The 20,647-nt window shown below is 67.8% G+C and carries 23 protein-coding genes; 19 read left to right on the top strand and 4 right to left on the bottom strand.

The window, feature by feature from the left end:
* Window positions 1-228: 228 nt before the first annotated feature.
* From ASC76_RS06615 to ASC76_RS06595, 5 genes are read left to right on the top strand one after another with little or no spacing between them, the layout of a single operon-like run.
* Window positions 229-627, top strand: coding sequence for a DUF1924 domain-containing protein (locus ASC76_RS06615; RefSeq protein WP_056464162.1), 399 nt, complete (start codon window positions 229-231; stop codon window positions 625-627).
* Window positions 624-1,106, top strand: coding sequence for a diheme cytochrome c (locus ASC76_RS06610; RefSeq protein WP_056464160.1), 483 nt, complete (start codon window positions 624-626; stop codon window positions 1,104-1,106). Before ASC76_RS06615 ends, ASC76_RS06610 begins: the two co-directional genes overlap by 4 nt.
* The gene (locus ASC76_RS06605; protein WP_082548853.1) at window positions 1,078-1,815 is read left to right on the top strand and encodes a cytochrome b/b6 domain-containing protein; all 738 of its coding nucleotides are present in this window, start codon (window positions 1,078-1,080) and stop codon (window positions 1,813-1,815) included. Before ASC76_RS06610 ends, ASC76_RS06605 begins: the two co-directional genes overlap by 29 nt.
* Window positions 1,816-1,846: 31 nt before the next feature.
* Window positions 1,847-2,521 carry a winged helix-turn-helix domain-containing protein gene (locus tag ASC76_RS06600; RefSeq protein ID WP_056464158.1) on the top strand — a complete coding sequence of 225 codons (675 nt, stop codon included), beginning with the start codon at window positions 1,847-1,849 and terminating at the stop codon, window positions 2,519-2,521.
* Window positions 2,518-3,870, top strand: coding sequence for an ATP-binding protein (locus ASC76_RS06595; protein WP_056464157.1), 1,353 nt, complete (start codon window positions 2,518-2,520; stop codon window positions 3,868-3,870). Before ASC76_RS06600 ends, ASC76_RS06595 begins: the two co-directional genes overlap by 4 nt.
* Before the next feature lie 103 nt (window positions 3,871-3,973).
* Here ASC76_RS06595 and ASC76_RS24355 read toward each other — a convergent pair whose 3' ends face one another.
* Window positions 3,974-4,384 carry a hypothetical protein gene (locus ASC76_RS24355; protein WP_082548852.1) on the bottom strand — a complete coding sequence of 137 codons (411 nt, stop codon included), beginning with the start codon at window positions 4,382-4,384 and terminating at the stop codon, window positions 3,974-3,976.
* A gap of 182 nt (window positions 4,385-4,566) precedes the next feature.
* Here ASC76_RS24355 and ASC76_RS24350 point away from each other — a divergent pair, with 182 nt between their 5' ends.
* Complete coding sequence (locus ASC76_RS24350) at window positions 4,567-4,896, top strand: four-helix bundle copper-binding protein (protein WP_082548850.1); 330 nt, start codon at window positions 4,567-4,569, stop codon at window positions 4,894-4,896.
* Window positions 4,897-4,933: 37 nt separating this feature from the next.
* Here the strand turns inward: ASC76_RS24350 and ASC76_RS24345 are convergent, their stop codons facing one another.
* Window positions 4,934-5,191, bottom strand: a complete 258-nt coding sequence (locus tag ASC76_RS24345; protein ID WP_082548849.1) for a heavy-metal-associated domain-containing protein — start codon at window positions 5,189-5,191, stop codon at window positions 4,934-4,936.
* 127 nt (window positions 5,192-5,318) lie between these two features.
* On the opposite strand from ASC76_RS24345, the gene ASC76_RS06585 reads away from it, so the two are divergent.
* From ASC76_RS06585 to ASC76_RS06575, 3 genes are all read left to right on the top strand, one after another.
* Window positions 5,319-5,708: a hypothetical protein gene (locus tag ASC76_RS06585; protein ID WP_056464153.1), complete on the top strand. Its 390-nt coding sequence runs from the start codon at window positions 5,319-5,321 to the stop codon at window positions 5,706-5,708.
* A gap of 112 nt (window positions 5,709-5,820) precedes the next feature.
* Window positions 5,821-6,309 (top strand): plastocyanin/azurin family copper-binding protein, encoded by a 489-nt coding sequence (locus ASC76_RS06580; protein ID WP_056464151.1) that lies wholly within the window; start codon window positions 5,821-5,823, stop codon window positions 6,307-6,309.
* 228 nt (window positions 6,310-6,537) lie between these two features.
* Window positions 6,538-6,879 (top strand): copper-binding protein, encoded by a 342-nt coding sequence (locus ASC76_RS06575; RefSeq protein ID WP_056464149.1) that lies wholly within the window; start codon window positions 6,538-6,540, stop codon window positions 6,877-6,879.
* Window positions 6,880-7,038: 159 nt separating this feature from the next.
* On the opposite strand, the gene ASC76_RS06570 is transcribed toward ASC76_RS06575, so the two are convergent.
* Window positions 7,039-8,181 carry a zinc-binding dehydrogenase gene (locus tag ASC76_RS06570; RefSeq protein WP_056464147.1) on the bottom strand — a complete coding sequence of 381 codons (1,143 nt, stop codon included), beginning with the start codon at window positions 8,179-8,181 and terminating at the stop codon, window positions 7,039-7,041.
* 647 nt (window positions 8,182-8,828) lie between these two features.
* Here ASC76_RS06570 and acdA point away from each other — a divergent pair.
* On the top strand, window positions 8,829-10,016 hold the full coding sequence (gene acdA, locus ASC76_RS06565) for a 3-sulfinopropanoyl-CoA desulfinase (RefSeq protein WP_056466995.1): 1,188 nt from the start codon (window positions 8,829-8,831) through the stop codon (window positions 10,014-10,016).
* 21 nt (window positions 10,017-10,037) lie between these two features.
* Here acdA and ASC76_RS06560 read toward each other — a convergent pair whose 3' ends face one another.
* A complete protein-coding gene (locus tag ASC76_RS06560; RefSeq protein WP_056464145.1) occupies window positions 10,038-10,928 on the bottom strand; it encodes a LysR family transcriptional regulator in 891 nt (296 codons plus the stop codon).
* A gap of 79 nt (window positions 10,929-11,007) precedes the next feature.
* Here ASC76_RS06560 and ASC76_RS06555 point away from each other — a divergent pair, with 79 nt between their 5' ends.
* From ASC76_RS06555 to ASC76_RS06515, 9 genes are all read left to right on the top strand, one after another.
* Window positions 11,008-11,586, top strand: a complete 579-nt coding sequence (locus ASC76_RS06555; protein ID WP_056464143.1) for a cysteine dioxygenase — start codon at window positions 11,008-11,010, stop codon at window positions 11,584-11,586.
* A gap of 363 nt (window positions 11,587-11,949) precedes the next feature.
* Window positions 11,950-13,089, top strand: a complete 1,140-nt coding sequence (locus tag ASC76_RS06550; RefSeq protein ID WP_056464141.1) for an ABC transporter ATP-binding protein — start codon at window positions 11,950-11,952, stop codon at window positions 13,087-13,089.
* Window positions 13,086-14,861 (top strand): ABC transporter permease subunit, encoded by a 1,776-nt coding sequence (locus tag ASC76_RS06545; RefSeq protein ID WP_056464139.1) that lies wholly within the window; start codon window positions 13,086-13,088, stop codon window positions 14,859-14,861. The genes ASC76_RS06550 and ASC76_RS06545 overlap by 4 nt, the downstream gene beginning before the upstream one ends.
* A 35-nt stretch (window positions 14,862-14,896) precedes the next feature.
* Window positions 14,897-15,991 (top strand): ABC transporter substrate-binding protein, encoded by a 1,095-nt coding sequence (locus ASC76_RS06540; protein WP_082548847.1) that lies wholly within the window; start codon window positions 14,897-14,899, stop codon window positions 15,989-15,991.
* Window positions 15,992-16,001: 10 nt separating this feature from the next.
* The gene (locus tag ASC76_RS06535) at window positions 16,002-16,793 is read left to right on the top strand and encodes an IclR family transcriptional regulator (RefSeq protein WP_056464137.1); all 792 of its coding nucleotides are present in this window, start codon (window positions 16,002-16,004) and stop codon (window positions 16,791-16,793) included.
* A 19-nt stretch (window positions 16,794-16,812) separates the two neighbouring features.
* Window positions 16,813-17,619 (top strand): CoA transferase subunit A, encoded by an 807-nt coding sequence (locus ASC76_RS06530; protein ID WP_056464135.1) that lies wholly within the window; start codon window positions 16,813-16,815, stop codon window positions 17,617-17,619.
* The gene (locus ASC76_RS06525) at window positions 17,616-18,377 is read left to right on the top strand and encodes a CoA-transferase (RefSeq protein WP_056464133.1); all 762 of its coding nucleotides are present in this window, start codon (window positions 17,616-17,618) and stop codon (window positions 18,375-18,377) included. The genes ASC76_RS06530 and ASC76_RS06525 overlap by 4 nt, the downstream gene beginning before the upstream one ends.
* On the top strand, window positions 18,367-19,566 hold the full coding sequence (locus ASC76_RS06520; RefSeq protein WP_056464131.1) for a CaiB/BaiF CoA-transferase family protein: 1,200 nt from the start codon (window positions 18,367-18,369) through the stop codon (window positions 19,564-19,566). The genes ASC76_RS06525 and ASC76_RS06520 overlap by 11 nt, the downstream gene beginning before the upstream one ends.
* A gap of 21 nt (window positions 19,567-19,587) precedes the next feature.
* On the top strand, window positions 19,588-20,640 hold the full coding sequence (locus ASC76_RS06515; RefSeq protein ID WP_235580370.1) for a 2-hydroxyacid dehydrogenase: 1,053 nt from the start codon (window positions 19,588-19,590) through the stop codon (window positions 20,638-20,640).
* The last annotated feature ends 7 nt before the right edge of the window (window positions 20,641-20,647 follow it).

Below are 20,647 nucleotides of genomic sequence, written 5' to 3'. Positions count from 1 at the left end.
GACGCGTCGGCCCGATGCGCGTCGGCGCAAGGCTGCAGCCCCACCGTGGACAGTCTCTTCATTCGTGTTCCAACGCGTCGCGCTGATTCCGTTCCGCCCGCTCCAGTGGAGCACGCGCCTGCCGGCGTGCGCTTGATCCTGCGCAAGCGGAGCCGCCCGTGACATGGCGGCGGGTCCCATAAGAAAACGCTAAGGCGGGGGCCACACCATGGCGGGCAAGGAGATGCCATGACCCGATCCACTTCGATCCACCTCGCAGCCGCCTTGCTGCTCGCCGCACTCGGGGCCGCGGCGCAGGCCGCGACGCCTGCCGATCTGCAGGCGGGCTACAGCGCGCTGTCCGCCACGCCTGCCGTCCCGGATCGAGGCCAGCAGCTGTTCACGAGCCGCCACGGGCGCGAGTGGAGTTGCGCGTCCTGCCACGGCGCCGTGCCGACGCAGGCGGGCCGGCATGCGGCCACCGGCAAGCCGATCGCCCCGTTGGCGCCTGCCTTCAATCCCGATCGATTCGCAGACGCGGCGAAGACCGAGAAGTGGTTCCGCCGCAATTGCAACGATGTGATGGGTCGCGAATGCAGTCCGGCCGAGAAGGCGGACGTGATCAGCTGGCTGAGGTCAGTCCGATGAGGCGCCGCGCCTGGAATCACCCGGCCTTCTGGGTTCTCTTCGCCGCGCTGGCGGCCGGCCATGCGGCGCGCGCGGGCGATGACCGCCGAGGGCCGGGCGTGGCCCTGCTGGCAAAGTACAAGCAGGAATGCGCCGCCTGCCACGTGGCCTTCCCGCCGGGCATGCTCCCCGCCGAATCGTGGGGCCGCCTGATGAACAACCTGCCGCGCCACTTCGGGACCGACGCGTCGCTGGACGCGGCCACGGTCAAGGAGCTCGCCACGTGGCTGGGCGCGAACGCCGGCTCCTACCGGCGGGCGGGTGAGGCGCCGCCGCAGGACCGGATCACGAGGTCCGCGTGGTTCATTCGCCAGCACGACGACGTACCGCCCGACGCATGGAAACGCCCCGCCGTGAAGAGTGCGGCGAACTGCGTCGCCTGCCACACCCGAGCCGATCAAGGAGATTTCAATGAACACACCGTCCGCATCCCCCGTTGAGTCCCCGATCGACGAATCGGCGCGCCGATCGCCAGCCCGCAAGGTGCTGATCTGGGATGCGCCGGTGCGTCTCTTCCACTGGCTGATGGTCTTCAGCTTCGCCGGTGCCTACCTCACCGCGGAGAGCGAACGCTGGCGCCTGGTGCACGTGACGCTGGGTTACACCATGGCCGGCCTGGTGGTGTTCCGGATCGTGTGGGGTCTGGTCGGCACGCGGCACGCGCGCTTCTCGAGCTTCGTGCGTGGCCCCGCCGAGATCGGTCGCTACATGCGCGGCCTCGTGCGGCGGCAGCCCGAACACCATGCGGGTCACAACCCCGCAGGCGCGCTGGCGATCGTCGCGTTGCTGGGGATGACGCTGGTCGTCGCCGCGGCGGGCTGGGCGACCGACAACGCGGTTGGCGGCCACTGGCTGGAAGAACTCCACGAAGGTGCGGCCAACGTGATGCTCGCGATCGTCGGCGTGCACGTGGCCGGCGTGCTGCTCGCCTCCCGGATGCACCGCACCAACCTGATCGGTGCCATGGTGACCGGGCGGCGGGCCGGCCGCCCGGAAGAGGGCGTGCGCAGTGCCTGGCGCAGCGTCGCGTTGCTGATGCTGGTGGTCGTGCTGGGATTCTGGTGGGTGCAGTGGCACTCCCCGTCGTCGCCAGCGACTGCCAGCGCCACCGCGTCGATCTCCAAGGACCACGATCGCGACGACGATTGAGCTCAGGCGGCCCGGCGACAATCCCGTCACGATGCGCATTCTTCTCGCCGAAGACGATCCCCTGCTCGGCGATGGCTTGCGGGTCGGTCTGCGTCAGCTTGGCTTCCTGGTCGACTGGGTGCGCGACGGCGAGGCCGCCGAGCGTGAGTTGCGGGCGCAGTCCTACGCCGCGGCCGTGCTCGACCTTGGCTTGCCGCTGAAGGACGGCATGGGCGTCCTCGCGTCCGTCCGCCAGGCCGGGTTCACGCTGCCCGTGCTGGTGCTGACGGCACGCGATGCGGTGTCCGATCGCGTGCGCGGCCTCGACATCGGCGCTGACGACTACGTGGTCAAGCCGGTCGATCTGAACGAGCTGGCCGCCCGACTGCGCGCGCTCGTGCGGCGCGCTCACGGCCAGCCGCAGGAGCGACTGCGTGCGCGCGATGTGACGCTCGATCCGGCGGCCCGGTCGGTGACGCAGGCGGGGGTTGCGGTGATGCTGTCGGCGCGCGAATTCGATCTGCTGCACGCGCTGATGCTCAACACGGGACGCGTCCTGTCTCGCGAGCAGCTCGAACAGCACCTGTACAGCTGGGGCCAGGAGGTCGAGAGCAACGCGATCGAGGTCCATGTCCACCACCTGCGGCGCAAGCTCGGCAACGCGCTGATCCAGACGGTGCGCGGCGTGGGCTATTGCCTGGGACGCGATCTCCCGACGTCGCCATGAGACTGCCCCGCTCGCTGCAGGGGCGACTGCTGGTGCTGGTGCTCGGGTCGGTGGTCGGCGCCTGGCTCGTGACCGCCGCGCTGACGTGGATCGACGTGCGACACGAGCTCGACGAATTGCTCGACAGCCATCTGGCGCAGGCCGCGGCGCTGCTGGTGGTGCAGCAGGCGCGAGACCTCGACGACGACCACGCAGTCGACACGCCCACGCTGCACCGCTACGCGCCCAAGGTGGCGTTCCAGGTCTTCCACGAAGGGTCGTTGGCGCTGCGCTCATCCAATGCGCCATCAACCCCGATGCTTGATTTCGAAGGGCGGGTCGTCGACGGATTCAGGACCGTCGAGATCGGCCGCACGACATGGCGCGTCTTTGCCGCCCGGGGTCGCGAGCGCGACGTTCAGGTGTTCGTGGGTGAACAGGTCGAATCGCGAGACGCGATCCTGTGGGCCGTGCTGCGCAGCGCCCTGGGCCCGATGCTGCTGGCGCTGCCGCTGCTGACCCTGGCGGCGTGGTGGGCGGTGCGCCGGGGCGTGGCGCCGCTGCGGGTCATGGAGCGCACGCTGGCGCAGCGCAGGCCGAGCGCCCTGCGGCCGATCGCCTTGATCGATGCGCCCTCGGAGATGACGCCGATGATCGAGGCCCTCAACGGCCTGTTCGCGCGCATCGCCGAGTTGCTCGAGTCGGAGCGCCGCTTCACCGCGGACGCGGCGCACGAGTTGCGCACGCCCATCGCCGGCATTCGCGCGCAGGCGCAGGTCGCGCTGGGCGCGACGGTGGATTCCGAACGCGCCCACGCCCTGCAGGCGACGCTGCAGGGATGCGACCGGGCCGCGCGTCTGGTCGATCAGCTGCTCACCCTGGCGCGGCTCGAGTCTGGCGCCGAGCCGTCGCTGCTCGCGGTCGACCTGGCCGCACTGGTGCGCCAGGTCGTCGCCGAGGTGGCTCCCCTGGCGCTGAACAAGCAGCAGGCGATCGAGGTCGATGCCGCGAACCCGTGCGTGGTCCCGGGAGACGCCACGTTGCTGGCGGTGATGGTGCGCAACCTGGTCGACAACGCGATTCGATACAGTCCCTCGGAGGCGGTCGTGAAGATCGCGGTCTCGGCCCGGCGAGGCGCGGTCAGGCTGCAGGTCGACGACAGCGGCGCAGGCATGTCCCCGCCCGACCTGGCGCGCATCGGGGAGCGGTTCTTCCGCGTGGTGGGGAGCGGGCAGGAGGGCAGCGGATTGGGCTGGTCCATCGCGCGACGCATCGCAGCGGTGCACCGCGCCGAGATTCACGCGGCCAGGTCCGAATCGCTGGGTGGTCTGCGGGTCGAGGTCAGCTTCCCGGTCGCAGCGGCGGTCTAGTCCATTCGCCCTCGGGCTACCGGCATCGATCAAGCGGTCCGCTGCGACCGCGGGTGCCACGACACCGGACTGGACTGGCGAGGGGTCAGCGCGGCATTCTTCCCTACTCGGTCCCCGGGGTGCGCGGGCATTCGCGGTCGACCATCATCCGCATCATCATTTCCATCGTTTCCATGCGGCGCTCGATCATCGCTGGGTCCATGCGCATCTCTCCTTTTGCGCCTTCCATGCCCTTGCCGCCCATCTGACCCATCATTCTCATGCCCTCGTGCATGGCTTTCATGTGGTCGTTCATCAGCGCGGTGCGCTCTTCTGGCGTTTTGGCCAGGGCCATCTTCTGATGCATCTCTTGCATCAGCTTCATCTTCTGGTCGTAGCCATCAGGCGCAGCGGCAGCTGGCGAACTGACCGGGTGGTGCGCTGCGTGTTCGTCGGCTTCCTTGGATGAGCCCCGGGGCATCGACGAGCATCCCCCCAACAGACTCACGGCTATTGCGGTAAGGACGAGCTTCATCTTCTTCTCCAGGTGGTTCCCGAGAAGGATGCGCGGCGAGGGAGACGTAACTGTTGATGTGCGTCAAGAGGGCCTCGTCCGCTGGCCCAGCCAACGGGGCGCCGAGTTGTAGGAACTGGCTGATTGCGCGCCGCGCTGGTCCCTGCGAATGTTGAGCACTCTCAACGTCGAATGGAGACAGCATGACCAACTCAGTCAATCAAGCCTGCCTGGATGCGTGCAACGCGTGTGCGGACGCATGTGACCATTGCTCGACGGCATGTCTGCAGGAGCAGGATGTCAAGATGATGGCGCGATGCATCGCGCTGGACATGGACTGCGCAGCGCTGTGCAGAACAGCGGCCGGCGCTATCGCACGAGGGAGCGCTTTCGCCAAGCAGCTTTGCCAGCTGTGTGCGCAAGTCTGCCGGGCCTGTGCCGCGGAGTGCGGCAAGCACCAGATGGACCACTGTCAGGCCTGCGCCAAGGCTTGCCTGAAGTGCGCCGATGAGTGCGCACGGATGGCAGGCTGACCCGCCCCGCGTCCGCCGGTTGAGGCGAGTCCGCCGCTCAGCCGCAGCAGCATCCCTTGCGTGGCGCCGCAGCTGCGGACTGGGCTGCTGCGACCGCGACGGGGACAGGCGTGTACCCGGCCACCGAGATGGCATCGCCCAGGACGGCCGTCGTTGCCGCACCCGCTTCCACGTGCACGCGATGCGCTGCCAAATCCACGGTTACCTTGGCATCCGGGTCCACGAATGCGACCGCTTTGATGATGGCGCCGGCACAATGCCCGCAGGTCATGTCTTTGACTTCGAATGTGACCATTCAGCTCTCCAGTTGGTATTCGATGGAAGAACTGTCGACCTTCCCACCATGAGAAGGTCAAGCGCGTTCGGTCTCAGTCTCGCCGCTGACCTGCGCGGACCGAGCATCTGCCCGACAATCACTGAACGTGAAACACCTCCGAATCATCATTCTGGTCTTGCTTTCCATCCTGCTTCCCGTCCGGGGCGCGGTGGCGGCGACCATGCTGTGTCCGGACATTGAAGGAACCTTGACCGGCGCCGTGTCCGCTGAGCACGACGACCACGGCCTGCATGCTGACCGCTCGTTGGCGCATCATCACGCGAGCGAGGTGGAACCGGACGCCGACAGCAGCTCGGCTGACCACCCAGCCACCTGCCACTTTTGCGCGAGCGGCTGCTGCATGGCATCCATCCTCGGCACGGTGCCATCCTTGGGCGAGCCCGGTCTGACGTCCTTGGTCACCTTCCCCGCGCTCACGACGCGCATCCCTGCCTTCCAGTCGGACGGACTGGAACGTCCTCCACGACCCATCTGACCCCAGCAGGCCTCCTCTGAGAGGCCGTACCGGCTCGTGCGCCCATCGCACGGGAAATCCGCCGCTGGCTTTGCGTCCGCGGTGCGCAAGATGAGTTTGAGAGAGATTCGTGATGAACCTGAAATCCATAGTCTTCGCCGCGTTCACGGTTGGCGTGGGCGGCGCGTTCGCGCACGGCAACGAAGAGCGCGCAGCACCTCGCAAGTTCGACGCGCACAAGGTCGACCTCACTGACTTCGGACAGGAAGGCAATCCGAAGCAGGTCACCAAGACCATCAAGGTCGACATGACCGACGCCATGCGCTTCATACCGTCCGACGTCACCGTCAGGCGAGGCGAGACGGTGAAGTTCCTGTTGCACAACGACGGCAAGGTCCTGCATGAGATGGTCCTCGGCACCAAGGGAGCCATTGCTGAGCATGCGAAGCTGATGAAGAAGTTCCCGGAGATGGAGCATGCCGACGCCAACATGGTTCACGTGAAGCCTGGTAAAGCTGGCGAAATCGTCTGGCAGTTCACCAAGCCGGGCGAATTCCAGTTCGCGTGCCTGCAGCCCGGCCACTTCGAGGCGGGTATGGTCGGGAAGGTGGTTGTGAAATGAAGCGCCGCCACTTTCTGACCGTCTCCGCTGTGGGCGCTTCGATTGCCGCTCTGCCGTCCCTCGCAGCGACCGCGTTGCCGCTGGTGGAAGTGTTCAAGAGCGCCACACCGGCGTCGTCAATGGCCATGTCGTGGAGGGTCACGTGCCTGCCCACGACGTGTTCCTAATCGACAGAAGCGGTCGAGAAACCGTCTTCGCCCACTACCCGAAACTCTGAGAGAGTCCGACATGAAGCTCATCCATATCATCGCCGCAGCGGTTCTCGCGACCGCGCTGACCGCCCATGCGCAGATCTCCGCGGCGTCTGGCGCCGACCACGCGGCACATCATCCTGCTGCTGCGGTCGCGCTTCAGAGCGAGGGGGAGGTCCGTAAGGTCGACAAAGGGCAAGGCAAAGTTACGCTGCGTCACGGCCCGCTGAAGAACCTGGACATGCCCGCGATGACCATGGTCTTCAAGGCCGCCGAGCCGAAGCTTCTCGATGGCCTCAAGGAAGGAGACAAGGTCAAGTTCACGGCGGAGCGGGTCGATGGCGTCATTGCGGTCACGGCCATTGAGACCACGAAATGAGGCCGGGGCTCCCGCCTTGGCATGCCGACTCGCGTTGCTTATATGCAGATCGCGGCAAGTGGACGCTACCTCCGTCGCCTTCGACGCCGTCTCCATGGACAACGCTGCGCAGGACACGATACCGCCGCTGGCTGCATCGCCTTGCCGTCGGCGCTCAAGTCAACGTCTGTGCGGATTGATCAGGTACTTCGCACCCGTGGCGCGTTGTCCATACACAGCGATCCATTCCGGCTGCAAGGCTTCGGCCATTGACAGCTCGCCGGCGTAGTGGCTGGCGAAGGTCGTCTTGAGCTCGGCAGCGACGCGTTGCTTCAGCGTGAGCGCGGCCTGGGGACCGATCTTTTGCAGGAACGGGAACAGCAACCAGCCTCCCATGCCCCAGGCCATGCCGAAGTTGCGGATGAACTCGGTGGGGCGCGTGTCGAGACCGCCATAGAGATAGACCTGCTTGTGCGTCGTCGATCCGTAGCGGCTGTACGCCTTGGCGGTCCTGTTCAACGCGGCCTCCATGCACCCCAGTATCTGCCCGGCCAGCTTGCCGCCGCCCGTGGCGTCGAACGCCAGCGTCGCGCCGGTGGCAATGAGTGCCTCGGTGAGGTCCTGCAAGAAGCTGGCCGAGCTGCTGTCGCACACGTACTGCGCGCCGATCGACTTGAGCACCGCCACCTGATCGGGCTTGCGGACGATGTTCACCAACGCGATGCCGTCTTGCTGGCAGATGCGGTTCAGCATCTGGCCGAGGTTGGACGCCGCCGCGGTGTGCACCAGCGCAGTGTGACCTTCGCGTCGCATCGTCTCGACCATGCCCAGCGCCGTGAGTGGATTGACAAAACAGGAGGCGCCCTCGGCAGGCGTTGCGTCGGGTGGAAGAACAAGGCACTGGTCGGCGGGCAGCACCCGGTACTGTGCGTACATCGCGCCGCCGAGCACGGCCACGGTCTTGCCAAGCAGCGCCCGTGCGTCGGCCGATGCACCCGCTGCCACGACCACGCCGGCGCCTTCGTTGCCGACCGGCAGCGACACGTTCAGTCGGCCAGCCATGCTGCCCATCGCCGCTTCGGCGATGGGTGCGGTGAGGATCGGTTCCGCAGGGGTTCCGGACCGGCGGGCCGAACTGATGTCGGCGGCGCCGAACAGCAGTCCGATGTCGGACGGATTGATCGGCGACGCCTCGATGCGGACCATCACCTCATCCTGGCCTGGCGGCGACAGCGTGACGGTCTGGAGGGACAGTTCCAGTTCTCCGCTGGGCTTGACGAGTGAACGGAGCTGCAATCCTGCGGTCGGTGCGGTGGTGGTCATTCGGAACTCATCTTGGTTCGCGGCGACAAAGGTCACCGCAGTGTCCCGAGATTGTCCATCCTTCAGCTCCATTGACGTGCCTACGCATGAGCAAGGGTAAGGGTGCACTCAAGGCGGCGAAGAAGGCCGAGAAAGGGCTGGCCCTGACAACATCGGCCCTTACGACGACTTCGAGTGGGAGATGGTCAGCGGGAAGCTGTCAGCCCTTCGCTGGGCTATGGGCGACGACTGGGACAACCTCGACACGTGGCTTGACGAACCGCACTTAGTGGCCACATGGCGACGCCCTGACCGGGTGCGTACTGACCGTCTTGCCAAGGCTTCAAGGCATCAGTTTTGATTGAGGCAGTGCCGGCCGCTTCCGCGCCGCTAGCTGCAATGACTGCAAGGCGATAGAAGTCTGCTTATGGTCTGCCAGGATCGACTGGCAGCAACCGCTGCACTGCGGTCGCTTGAGCGCCTCTACACCTCTTAGATTCGCCTGGTGTGAAAAGGCGGTGATGTGAAGTGAACAGCAGCATCTGGACCGCCGGCGGAACTGCAAACTGCGGTTCAGTATCAAGAAAGCCGAACGTCAGGGCTCATAACATTCGTTTGTCATGTGAAAACCGATGGACAAGAATGGCACCGTATTCAACGGAGCAGCGATGACATTGACTCGATCACAAATTGCTTTGCAGGCGCGTGCGCGTGACCTTGCAGTGGAGTCAATGCGTCCACTTGCGGCGGAAGTGGATCGAACCGAAACGTACCCCTGGCACACAGTGAATGCGCTGCGTGCCAACGGCTTCATGGGCATGACGATGCCCGTCGAATACGGCGGGCAGGGCGCCAGCTACTTCGACGCGGTGCTCGCGATCGAGGAGTTCTCGAAGGTCTGCGCGGCATCGGGCCGGATCATGGTCGAGTGCAACATGGGCGCGATCGGGGCGATCATGAAATACGGCTCCGAGGTGCAGAAGCGTCTGGCCGCCGGGCTCGTGCTCGACGGCGACAAGCCGGCCATCTGCATCACCGAGCCCGAGGCCGGCAGCGCCGCCACCGACATGCAGACCACCGCGGTCCGCCACGGCGACACCTACGTCATCAACGGCGTCAAACACTGGATCACCGGGGCCGGCGTGTCGCGGCTGCACTTCATTTTCGCGCGAGTGATGGACGGCGGTGTCGACCGCGGCATCGCCGGCTTCATCGTCGTCGGCCCGAACGTGCCCGGCATGACGATTCGCCGCCTGTACGCGATGGGCATCCGCGGCGTGCCCGAGGGCCACGTCACGTTCGAGAACGTGGAGGTGCCGGCCACGATGATGGTCTGCCCGCCCGGCGGTGCCGACCGCGGCTTCGCCGGCCTGATGAACGCGTACAACGCGCAGCGCGTGGGCGCAGCGACCGTGGCGCTCGGCATCGCGCAGGGCGCGTTCGAGTTGGCGATCGACTACGCCAAGGCGCGGCGCCAGTTCGGCCGGCCGATCGCCGAGTTCCAGGGCATCCAGTGGATGCTGGCCGACATGTCGATCCAGCTCGAGGCCTCGCGCGCGATGATCTGGCGCGCCGCCGTCAGCGGCACCGAGTTCCCCGACATGCAGGCCGCCGCGCAGGCCAAGGTGCTGGCGTCGGACACTGCGCTGAAGGTCACCAACGACGCGCTCCAGGTGCACGGCTCGGCTGGCTACGGCCGCGACCGCCCGCTCGAACGCATGGTGCGCGACGCGCGCATGTTCACGATCTCCGGCGGCACCGCGCAGGTGCTGCGCACGCAGGTCGCGAGCAAGCTCCTCGGCCAGCGCCTGCCGCAGACGCGCGACGGCTACCTGCAGCACCCGATGGGTGGCTGAAGGCCGTTTGTGCGCACGCTCTCAGTCGGTCACTTCGCCGTCGTCCGACGGGATCTCGTCGAACGACGAAATCAGCGTAGCGGTCAGGGCAGATCGCAGGTGGCGCTTGCGTTCGACCAGCGAGACCGGGCGGTCGAAATTCGGCAACCGCACGATGCGAAGGCTCGGGTTGCGGTGCCAGCCGGCGCCGCGGATCAGCGGCACGATCGAGATGCCCAACCCCTGGCTCACGACCGCGGCGATCGCGTCGAGCGAATTCAGCTCCATCGACGGTCGAGTCTGCACCCCGCGCCGGGCGCGGAACTCGTCGATCAGCTGGCCGGCCCACGTGCTGCGGTCGAACGCGATGTAGGGCGCGCCCGAGGCCAGCGTGCGCGGCACGTCGGTGTACGCCATGTCGTGCGGCGTGATCAGCACGAAGGGTTCCGAGTACAGGTGGTGCACCGCCAAGTTGGTCGGGAACAGCTTGGGCGGCTGGGTGACGATCGCGGCGTCGAGCGTGCCGGCGTCCACCTGCGCCACCAGGTCGCCGGAGATGCCGGCGATAACCTTCACCTCCAAGTTCGGGTTCTCCAGGGTCATCTTGCGCAGCAGTCGGGGCAGCACGCCAGTCAGCGCGCTGTTTATCACGCCGAGGGAGAGCACCCCGGCGACGGCGCTGCTGTCGCCGATCGCTTTCATCTGCTCGTAGGTCGAGATCAGCTGTTCCGCAAGCCGCACCAGTTGGTGGCCGGCGGGCGTGAACTCGAGCGAGCGCTTGGTGCGCGTGAACAGCGCAACTCCGAGCTCCTCCTCCATGTTCTTGAGCTGCACGCTGACGGCGGCCTGCGACAGGTGCACTTTCTCAGCGGCGGCGACCACGGTGCCGTAGCGGTGTAGGGCCAGAAAGGCACGCAGTGCACGGATCAGCATCAGGACTTCCGAACAGACATCATTTCCATAGGCGGTATCTTAGGATTTTCCGTCGCCACACCATGACAGGAGAAACGACATGACTCACCCCATCGCCTTCCAGCAGTTCATCGACGGGCTGACCCGCGTGCTCGATGCGGGCACGGACGACGAGCCGCGAATCCTCGAAGCAGGGAGCCAACTCCTGGGCAAGCTCGTCGCGTCCGACGACTGGCTGCCGCGCGAGTTTGCCCAGCCTCACCCACAGTATTACGGCCAGTACCTGCTGCACGCCGATCCGCAGGACCGCTTCTCGGTCGTCAGCTTCGTCTGGGGCCCGGGGCAGAAGACGCCGGTTCACGACCACACCGTCTGGGCGCTGATCGGCATGCTGCGCGGCGCCGAAATCGGCGAACGCTTCGAGTTGCAGGGCGAGGGCCGGCCCATGCGATCGCTTGGCGCGGACCGGCTCGAGCCCCGCCATGTCGACCGCGTCTCACCGACGATCGGGGACATTCACCGCGTCTCGAACGCGTACGCCGATCAGGTTTCGATCAGCATCCACGCCTACGGCGGCAACATCGGGCGCATCCGGCGCCACGTCTACGACGAGCACACCGGCACGACGAAGGAATTCGTCTCGGGCTACACCAACGAGCCTGCGGTCAGCGCCCGCTGACCCGCCCTCACGCAAGCGGTGCGCTCCACTCAGCCGGCCCGAATCGGGCCGGCGCAACGCTGCCTGTGACGTTCCTCACAGCCGCTTTTCATAGCTAAGAGAGCGTACGGGTTTGCACTTAATCAGCAAATCCGATGCTGAGCAAAGCAATTTTTCGTTTTGCTTCGTCTTATCCGAATACCTATGATGGCCGTCATTAGGTCGTCGACGAGCAGCGTTCTACCTCTGGAGAACCGCTCGAGGGCATGACCGAAACGACGGTGGAAAGACTCCCGGATGTCGCAAAAGAGACCTTTCTCGCCAAGCAGAAATTCAGAACTCGGTTCCAGATCTCGGAACGGCGTTCAGCCAGGAGACCACGACATGCTTCAAGCCGTACAGACGCGGGCGCCGACCCTCACGAAGCCGATCGCGCAGGATGCAGCCGCTCAGCGCATCGGCAGCCGGATCGACGTGAACGGCGTGACCCGCCAGTTCGGCAAGGTCGTGGTGCTCGACAAGCTGAGCCTGGCGATCGAGCCGGGCGAATTCCTGACCCTGCTCGGGCCCAGCGGCAGCGGCAAGACCACGCTGCTCGGCATGATCGCGGGCTTCCAGCCGGTCGACGCCGGCGAGATCCTGGTCGACGGTGCGCCCGTGCAGGACGTGCCCTCGCACCGCCGCGGCTTCGGCATGGTGTTCCAGAACTACGCGCTGTTCCCGCACATGACGGTGGCGCAGAACGTGGCGTTCCCGCTGCGCATGGCGGGCGTCGACCGGGCCGGCTCCGACCGCCGCGTGGCCGAGGTGCTGGAGACGCTGCGCCTGTCGGACCACGCCCAGAAGCTGCCCACGCAGCTCAGCGGCGGCCAGCAGCAGCGGGTCGCGATCGGCCGCGCGATCGTCAAGCGTCCGCGCGTGGTGCTGATGGACGAGCCGCTCTCGGCGCTCGACCGGCGCCTGCGCGAATCGACGCTGGTCGAGATCCGCGACCTCCACCGATCGCTCGGCATGACGGTGATTTTCGTCACCCACGACCAGGGCGAGGCGCTCGCGCTGTCCGACCGCATCGCGGTGCTCGACGCCGGCCGCATCGTGCAGCTCGGCACGCCGGCCGATCTGTACCGCCGCCCGGCGAACAAGTTCGTCGCCGGCTTCGTCGGTGAATCGAACCTGATCGAGGTCGACGTGATCGAGGCACGCAACGGCATCGCCCGGGTCCGCGACCGCGCGGGCTTCGGCTTCGAGGTCGCGCTCGGTATGCGCACCGTCGCGCCGGGCCCAGCCGTGGTGCTGGTGCGGCCGGAGCGCGTGATGGTGGTGCCTGCCGGCACGCCGAACTCGCTGAAGGCGACGGTCGTCGACGCGGTGTTCCTCGGCGAGATCCTGCGCGTCGACATCCGCCTGGCCAGTGGCGCGATGCTGCAGATCCGCGCGATGGACCGCGCCCACGACCAGACGCCGGCCGAAGGCGACGAGATCAGCGTCGCGTGGTCGCCGTCCGACTGCTGGGTGATCGAATGAGCACGGCCACGCTGCCCGCCGGCATGGCGCCGGCCCGCCGCTTCGCGCTGCGTGGCGGCCCGGCCTGGCTGCTCGCGCCGGCCGTGATCTTCCTCGGCTTCATCTACGTGCTGCCCCTGCTCGACCTGTTCCGCGTCAGCCTGACCGGCGCGACGCTGTTCGCCAACTTCGAGCGCGTGTTCTCGGTCCCGCTGTACTGGGATTCGCTGGTGCGCACGCTCGCGATCGCCGGCTGGGTCGTGGTGCTGTGCGCGCTGTTCGGCTACCCGACCGCGCTGCTGATCCACCGCAGCCGCGGCATCGCGAAGGCGCTGCTGACCGGCGCGATCATCCTGCCGTACTTCGTCGCGATCCTGATCCGCACCTATGCGTGGATGGTGCTGCTCGGCCGCAACGGGCCGATCAACAAGGCGCTGCTCGCGATCGGCGTGATCGATACGCCGATCGACCTGCTGTTCAACCGCGGCGCGGTGCTGCTGGGCATGTCCGCGGTGCTGATGCCGCTGATGGTGCTGACGATCTACAGCGGCCTGTCGCGCATCGACCCGGCCGTGCTGCGCGCGGCGCGGTCGGCCGGCGCCGGCCCGATGGCGGTGTTCTGGCGCATCTTCTTCCCCCTGTCGCTGCCCAGCGTCGGCGCGGGCTGCCTGCTGGTGTTCGTCTCGGCGCTCGGCTTCTTCATCACGCCCACGCTGCTCGGCGGCCCCGGCGACCACATGTTCGCGATGCACATCACCCAGCAGGCCGACTTCCTCGGCAGCGAGGGCTTCCTGCAGGCGCTGGCGGTCGTGCTGCTGCTGATCACGCTGCTGATGGTCGGCGTCGCGATGCGCTTTCTCGGGCTCGATTTCATCTGGGGTGGCCAGAAGCTCGACGACAACGCCGGCCGCACCCGGCCGCAGCACGAGAAGGGGCAGGCCTCGCCGGTTAAGACCGCGCTCGCCGACGCGATCGGCTGGCCGGTGCTGCGCGCGCTGGGCGCACTGCCGGAGCGCGTGGGCACTTGGTTCGTGGGCCTGACCGGCGGCTTCGTCGTCGCCGCACTGACGCTGCCGATCGTCGTTGTCGCGATCATCTCGTTCAGCCGCTCCAGCTTCCTGACCTTTCCGCCGCCGGCGCTGTCGACGCGCTGGTATGCGCAGTTCATCAGCGACAGCAACTGGATGACCGCGTTCGGCACCTCGGTGGGCGTCGCCATCGTCTCGGCGCTGCTCGCGGTGCTGATCGGCGCGTCGGCCGCGATGGCCATCGTGCGCTCGAACTTCCGCGGCAAGTCGATCGTGATGACGCTGCTGATCAGCCCGATCATCGTGCCGCCGGTCGTGCTCGGCCTGTCGCTCTACAGCTTCGTGCTGCGGCTGGACCTGATCGGCACCGTGCCCGGCGTGGCGATGGCGCATGCGATTGGCGGCATCCCGCTGGTCGTCGTGATCGTCGCCGCCGCGCTGCAGGCGGTCGACCAGAAGCTCGAGCTCGCGGCCGCGGTGCACGGCGCCTCGCCGCTGCGCGTGTTCGCGCACGTCACGCTGCCCGGCATCACGCCGGGCCTGGCGGCGGCGGGCTTCTTCGCCTTCCTGCACTCGTTCGACGAACTGGTGCTCTCGATGTTCCTGGCCGGCTCGCGCATGACGACGTTGCCGCTGCGGCTGTGGGCCGACATCAACTACCAGCTCAACCCGGTGCTGGCGGTGGTGTCGACGCTGGAGGTTCTGTTGGTCATCGCGGGCATCTCGTTCGCCCGCAAGACGCTCGCCGGTCGGACTCAGCCGTGAGGCGGGTCATTTCATTCAACACATAAGGAGACAAGATGAAACTCGCTTTCTCGAGCCCGATGAAGATGCAGCTGGTCGCCACCGCGGCCCTCGCCGTGTGCCTGGCCGCCCCGGCGGTCGCGCAGAACAAGGAGGTCGTCATGCAGGACCCGGGCGGCGCCTACGGCGACGCGCTGAAGCGCCTGATGTACGACCCGTTCACGAAGGAGACCGGCATCAAGGTGCAGCTCGTGCAGGAGGCACGCAGCGGCCCGCGCGTGAAGGCGCAGGTCGCCGCCGGCAAGACCGAGTGGGACCTGGTCTTCATCTTCGACCAGGAGACCCGCCTGCTCGGCGACTGCTGCCTGGCCGACATCGCGTACGACAAGCTCTCGCCCGAGGCGAAGAAGACGGTCGCGAGCCTGCCCAAGGAAGCCGTGCGGCCCAAGGGCGTCGCGCTGCAGGTGATCGGCGTCACGATGGCGTGGAGCGACAAGAAGTACGCGTCGACCAAGCCGCAGACCTGGGCCGATTTCTGGGACGTGAAGAAGTTTCCCGGCAAGCGCTGCATGCCGGGCTGGTCGCGCTTCGTCTACGAGGCGGCGCTGATGGCCGACGGCGTGCCGATGGACAAGCTCTACCCGATCGACGCCGACCGCGCGCTGAAGAAGATCGCCGAGATCAAGCCGCACGTCGTGAAGTGGTGGACCACCGCCGCGCAGGCGCCGCAGCTGATGCTCGACGGCGAGGCCGACATGTGCATGGCCTACGCCGGCCGCATCAACGACCTGATGATCAAGGAGCCCGACGCCGGCCTGAACATGACCTGGAACCAGGGCTTCACGTACTACGACTTCTTCTCGATCCCGAAGAACTCGCCGAACCCCGAGGCCGCGCTCAAGCTGCTCTCGTGGCGCCTGGACAGCAACAAGGCCGCGCGCCTGGCCGAGTTCTACGCCGTGCCGGTGCCGTCGCCGCTGGTCTACGAGGCGGGCGACGCGAAGGTCAAGTCGCGCTGGCCGAACAACCCGGCCAACCTCAAGGTCTCGGTGCGCTGGAGCGCCGACTACTGGGGCGCGCCGGCCAAGGACGGCCGCACCAACGAGGAGTTCCTGCAGGAGCGCCTGAACGCGCTGCTCGCGGCGAAGTGATCGGGCACCGGTGGACAAGGCTTTCATCAAGGGGCTGCGCCTGATCGAGGCGCTCGCCGGCAGCGACGCGCCGCGCGGCGTCACCGAGCTCGCGCTCGAGCTGCAGATGACCAAGAGCAACGTCCACCGGCTGCTCGGCACGCTGCAGGCGCAGGGCTATGTGCGTCAGACCGGTGCGCTAGGCACCTACGAGTTGACGCCGCGGTTGTGGGAGTTCGGCTGCCGGGTGATGAGCCGCTTCGACCTGACCCAGTTCGGCCGGCCGGCGATGCAGTCGCTGGCCGAATCCACGAAGGAGACGGTGCACCTGTCGATCCTCGACGGGCTCGACGTCGTCTACCTCGACAAGATCGAGAGCGCGCACGACGTGCGCGCCTACACCCGCGTCGGCGGGCGCGCGCCGGCCTGGTGCGTGGCCACCGGCAAGGCGATGCTGGCGTTCGCGCCGCCCGAGCTGCTCGACGGCATCGAGCCGCGCCTGCATGCGTACACGCCCGATTCGATCGTCGGCATGGACGAGCTGCAGGAGGCACTGCTCGGCGTACGCCGCGCCGGCCACGCCGTCAACCGCGGCGAGTGGCGGGCCGGCGTGTTCGGCCTGGCTGCGCCGGTGTTCAACGGCTCGGGCGAGGTGGTCGGCGCGATCGGCATCTCCGGCCCGGCGCAGCGCTTCGGCGCGATGCAGCTGAAGCGCTTCGCCGGCTGCGTGCGGGACGCGGCCGACATGCTTGCGCAGGCGCTCGGCCAGCGCGCCGCGCCGCGGCCCGTCGGGCTGGCGAGCGTGCTGCGCAGCGCGCACTGAATCGAAAGCGAATTCCACGATGAACCCGTTGATGACCGTCGATGCCATCGCCGCCGAGGTGCCGGACGGCTGCCGCCTCGCGCTGCCGGTCGATTACGCCGGCGTCGCGATGGCGGTCACGCGCCCGCTTATTCGGCGCGCGCCACGCGACCTCTATTTGATCGGCGTGCCGACCGCCGGCCTGCAGTTCGACATGCTGATCGGCGCTGGCCTGGTTCGTACCGTCGAGACCAGCGCCGTGAGCCTGGGCGAGGCGGGCGGCGCGCCGTGCTTCATGCGCGCCGTCGCGAACGGCACGCTCGCGCTGCGCGACAGCACCTGCCCTGCGATCCACGCCGGCCTGATGGCGGCGCAGAAGGGCGCACCCTTCACCACGCTGCGCGGCCTGATCGGCACCGACGTGCTCAAGCACCGCGACGACTGGCGCGTGCTCGACAACCCGTTCGCGAACGAGCCCGATCCGGTGGTCGCGATCCCCGCGCTGAACCCCGACATCGCGATCTTCCACGCGCCGATGGCCGATCGCGAGGGCAACGTCTGGATCGGCCGGCGCCGCGAGCTCGCCGCGATGGCGTATGCGAGCAAGCGCACCTACGTGACCGTCGAGCGCATCGTCGAGACCTCGCTGCTGGCCGACGAGCTCACCGCCGCCGGCGTGCTGCCGGCGCTGTATGTCGAGGGCATCGCCCACGTGCCGCGCGGCGCGCTGCCGTACGGGCTGTGGGGCGAGTACCCACCCGACACCGCGGCATTGATCCGCTACGCGCAGATGGCGCGCACGCCCGAAGGCTTCGCGGCGTGGATGGCAGAAGGGGAGCGCGCATGAGCGCCACCGCCACCTCACGCGAGTTGCTGATCGTCACGATCGCGCGCCTGCTGGCCGGCGTGCGCCACGTCGCGGTCGGCGCGTCGTCGCCGATCCCGGCGGCCGCCGCGATGCTGCTGCGCGCGCAGGACGAGGCCGCAGGTCGCCGGCCGGTGCGGCTGTCGATCCTCGGCTCGGTCAAGCACAATTTCTTCACCAACGGCTCGGCCGAGCTGTTCGACTGCGCCGGCCAGGGCCGCATCGACGCGTTCTTCCTCGGCGGCGGCCAGATCGACGGGCAGGGCAACATCAACCTCGTCGGCGCCGGTGACTACCCGCAGAGCAAGGTGCGCTGGCCCGGCTCCTTCGGTTCGGCCTACCTGTACTTCGTGGTGCCGCGCGTGATCCTGTTTCGCGAGGAGCACTCGCGCCGCGTCTTCGTCGACAAGGTCGACTTCGTCAGCGCGCCCGGCATCAGCCCGCCCGGCGTGCACCGCACCGGCGGGCCGCACGCGCTGCTCACCGGCCTCGGCCTGTTCATGTTCGATGCCGCCAGGGGCCGCTTCCGGCTCGTCAGCCTGCACCCCGGCGTCACGCTCGCGCAGGTGCAGGACGCGACCGGCTTCGCGTTCGACGCCGACCCGGCGCTCGCCGAGACCGACGCCCCCGACGTCGAGACGCTCGCGCTGCTGCGCGGCCGCGTGCGCGCCGAGCTGCACGAGACCTACCCCGACTTCGCGAACCAACTCTCCCAGGAAGCCAGCAACCATGTGGAATGACCCCAGCGCCCCGGCGACCACCGGCGCACTCGCCGGCGTGCGCGTGATCGACGCGAGCCGCGTGCTCGGCGGCCCGTACTGCGGCCAGGTGCTCGCCGACCACGGCGCCGACGTGATCAAGGTCGAGCCGCCGTCCGGCGACGAGACGCGCGCCTGGGGCCCGCCGTTCGACGGCGACGCCGCCAGCTACTTCGTCGGCGTCAACCGCAACAAGCGCGACATCTCGATCGACATGGCACAGCCCGCCGGCCAAGAGCTCCTGATGCGCCTGCTCGAAGGCGCCGACGTGTTCATCGAGAACTTCAAGATCGGCACGCTCGAACGCTGGGGCCTCGGCAGCGAGGCGCTGCGCGCGCGCTTCCCAAAGCTCGTGCACTGTCGCATCTCCGGCTTCGGCGCCGACGGTCCTTACGGCAGCCAGCCCGGCTACGACGCCGCGGTGCAGGCGATGTGCGGGATCATGAGCGTCAACGGCGAGGAGGGCGGCGCGGCGCTACGCGTCGGCGTGCCGGTGATCGACCTGGTGACCGGCCTGAACGCGGTGATCGGCATCCTGCTCGCGCTGCAGGAGCGCAACAAGAGCGCGCAGGGCCAGTTCGTCGAGTCGACGCTGTACGACTCCGGCGTCTCGCTGCTGCACCCGCACCTGCCGAACTTCTACCTGAACGGCAAGGTGCCGAAGCGCTCCGGCAACCAGCACCCGAACATCTGCCCGTACGACGCATTTGACACCGCGACCACGCCGCTGTTCCTCGCGGTCGGCAACAACCGCCAGTACGCGACGCTGTGCAAGGTGCTGGGCCGCCCCGAGCTCGCGACCGACGCGCGCTTCCTCACCAACGCCGAGCGCAACCGGCACCGCGACGAACTGCGCGTGGAACTGGTTGCGTCGCTAGCGCAGCTCGACTGCGTCGACATCGCGAAGCGGCTGATCGACGCCGGCGTGCCCTGTGGCCCGGTGCGCACGCTCGACCAGGTCGTCGCCGACCCGCACACGCATCACCGCGGCATGGTCGTCGACCTCGACGGCTACCGCGGCACCGGCAGCCCGGTGAAGCTCTCGCGCACGCCGGCCACCTACCGCCAGCGCCCTCCGACGTTCGCGCAGCACACCGACGAGATCCTGCGCGAGCGCGGTCTCGATCCGGCCGAGTACGCGGCCGTGCTTCCGCGCACGCCGGTCGCCTGAACCCCTACAAGGAGAATTCCGTTGGCAGACCAACCCCTGAAAGTCGGCATCGTCGGCGACGGCTTCATGCAGCCCTCGTTCTTCGAGAAGGCGCTGCGCGCGCGCATGCCGGAACGCCGCTTCGACACCCGCAGCATGCTGCTCGACTGGCCGCTGAAGCTGCAGTCGACCAAGAAGGACCCGACCCTGCCGGTGGCCGAGTTCCTCGGCCGGCCGGAGGACTACTACGCGTTCGCGGCCGACCTCGACATCCTGATCACGCACCTCGCGCCGATCATCGACGAGACCTTCGCGCGTGCGCCCAACCTGAAGGTCGTCGCGGTCTCGCGCGGCGGGCCGGTCAACGTCGACACCGCCGCGGCGAAGCGGCGCGGCGTGACCGTGATCAACACGCCCGGGCGCAACGCCTCGGCGGTGGCCGAGTTCACGGTCGCCTCGCTGCTGGCCGAGACGCGCAACATCGTGCGCGGCCACCTGTCGGTGAAGGACGGCAGCTTCAAGCGCGACTTCTATCACCACGACCACGCCGGTCCCGAGCTGTGCGAGCTGACCGTCGGCATCATCGGTTTCGGCGACATCGGCACGCGGGTGGCGCGGCTGCTGGTGCCGTTCGGCTGCCGCATCCTGGTGGCCGATCCGTACAAGCAGCTGAGCGCCGAAGAGGAAAGGGCGCTCGGCATCTCCAAGGTGCCGCTCGACCAGCTGCTCGCCGAGTCCGACGTGGTCACACTGCACCCGCGCGTCACGCCGGAGACGAAGAACATGATCGGCCGCGCGCAGATCGCGCAGATGAAGCGCGGCTCGTACGTCGTCAACACGACGCGCGGCCAGGTGCTCGACTACCCGGCGCTGTACGACGCGCTGGTCTCGGGCCAGCTGCGCGGCGCGGCGCTCGACACCTTCGATCCCGAGCCGCCGCCGCCCGATTCGCCGCTGCTGCAGCTGCCGAACGTGACGCTCTCGCCGCACATCGCGGGCGCGTCGATCTTCAGCATCACCAAGGCCGCGACCATGCTCGCCGAAGACATCGCGCGCATCCTCGACGGCCAGCCGCCCCTCTATCCAGCCAAGTGAGTTCCAC

Origin of the sequence: Rhizobacter sp. Root404 (assembly GCF_001425865.1) — a bacterium.
Classification (GTDB): Bacteria; Pseudomonadota; Gammaproteobacteria; order Burkholderiales; family Burkholderiaceae_C; genus LMDS01.
This window is presented reverse-complemented; position numbering and strand designations above follow the sequence as displayed.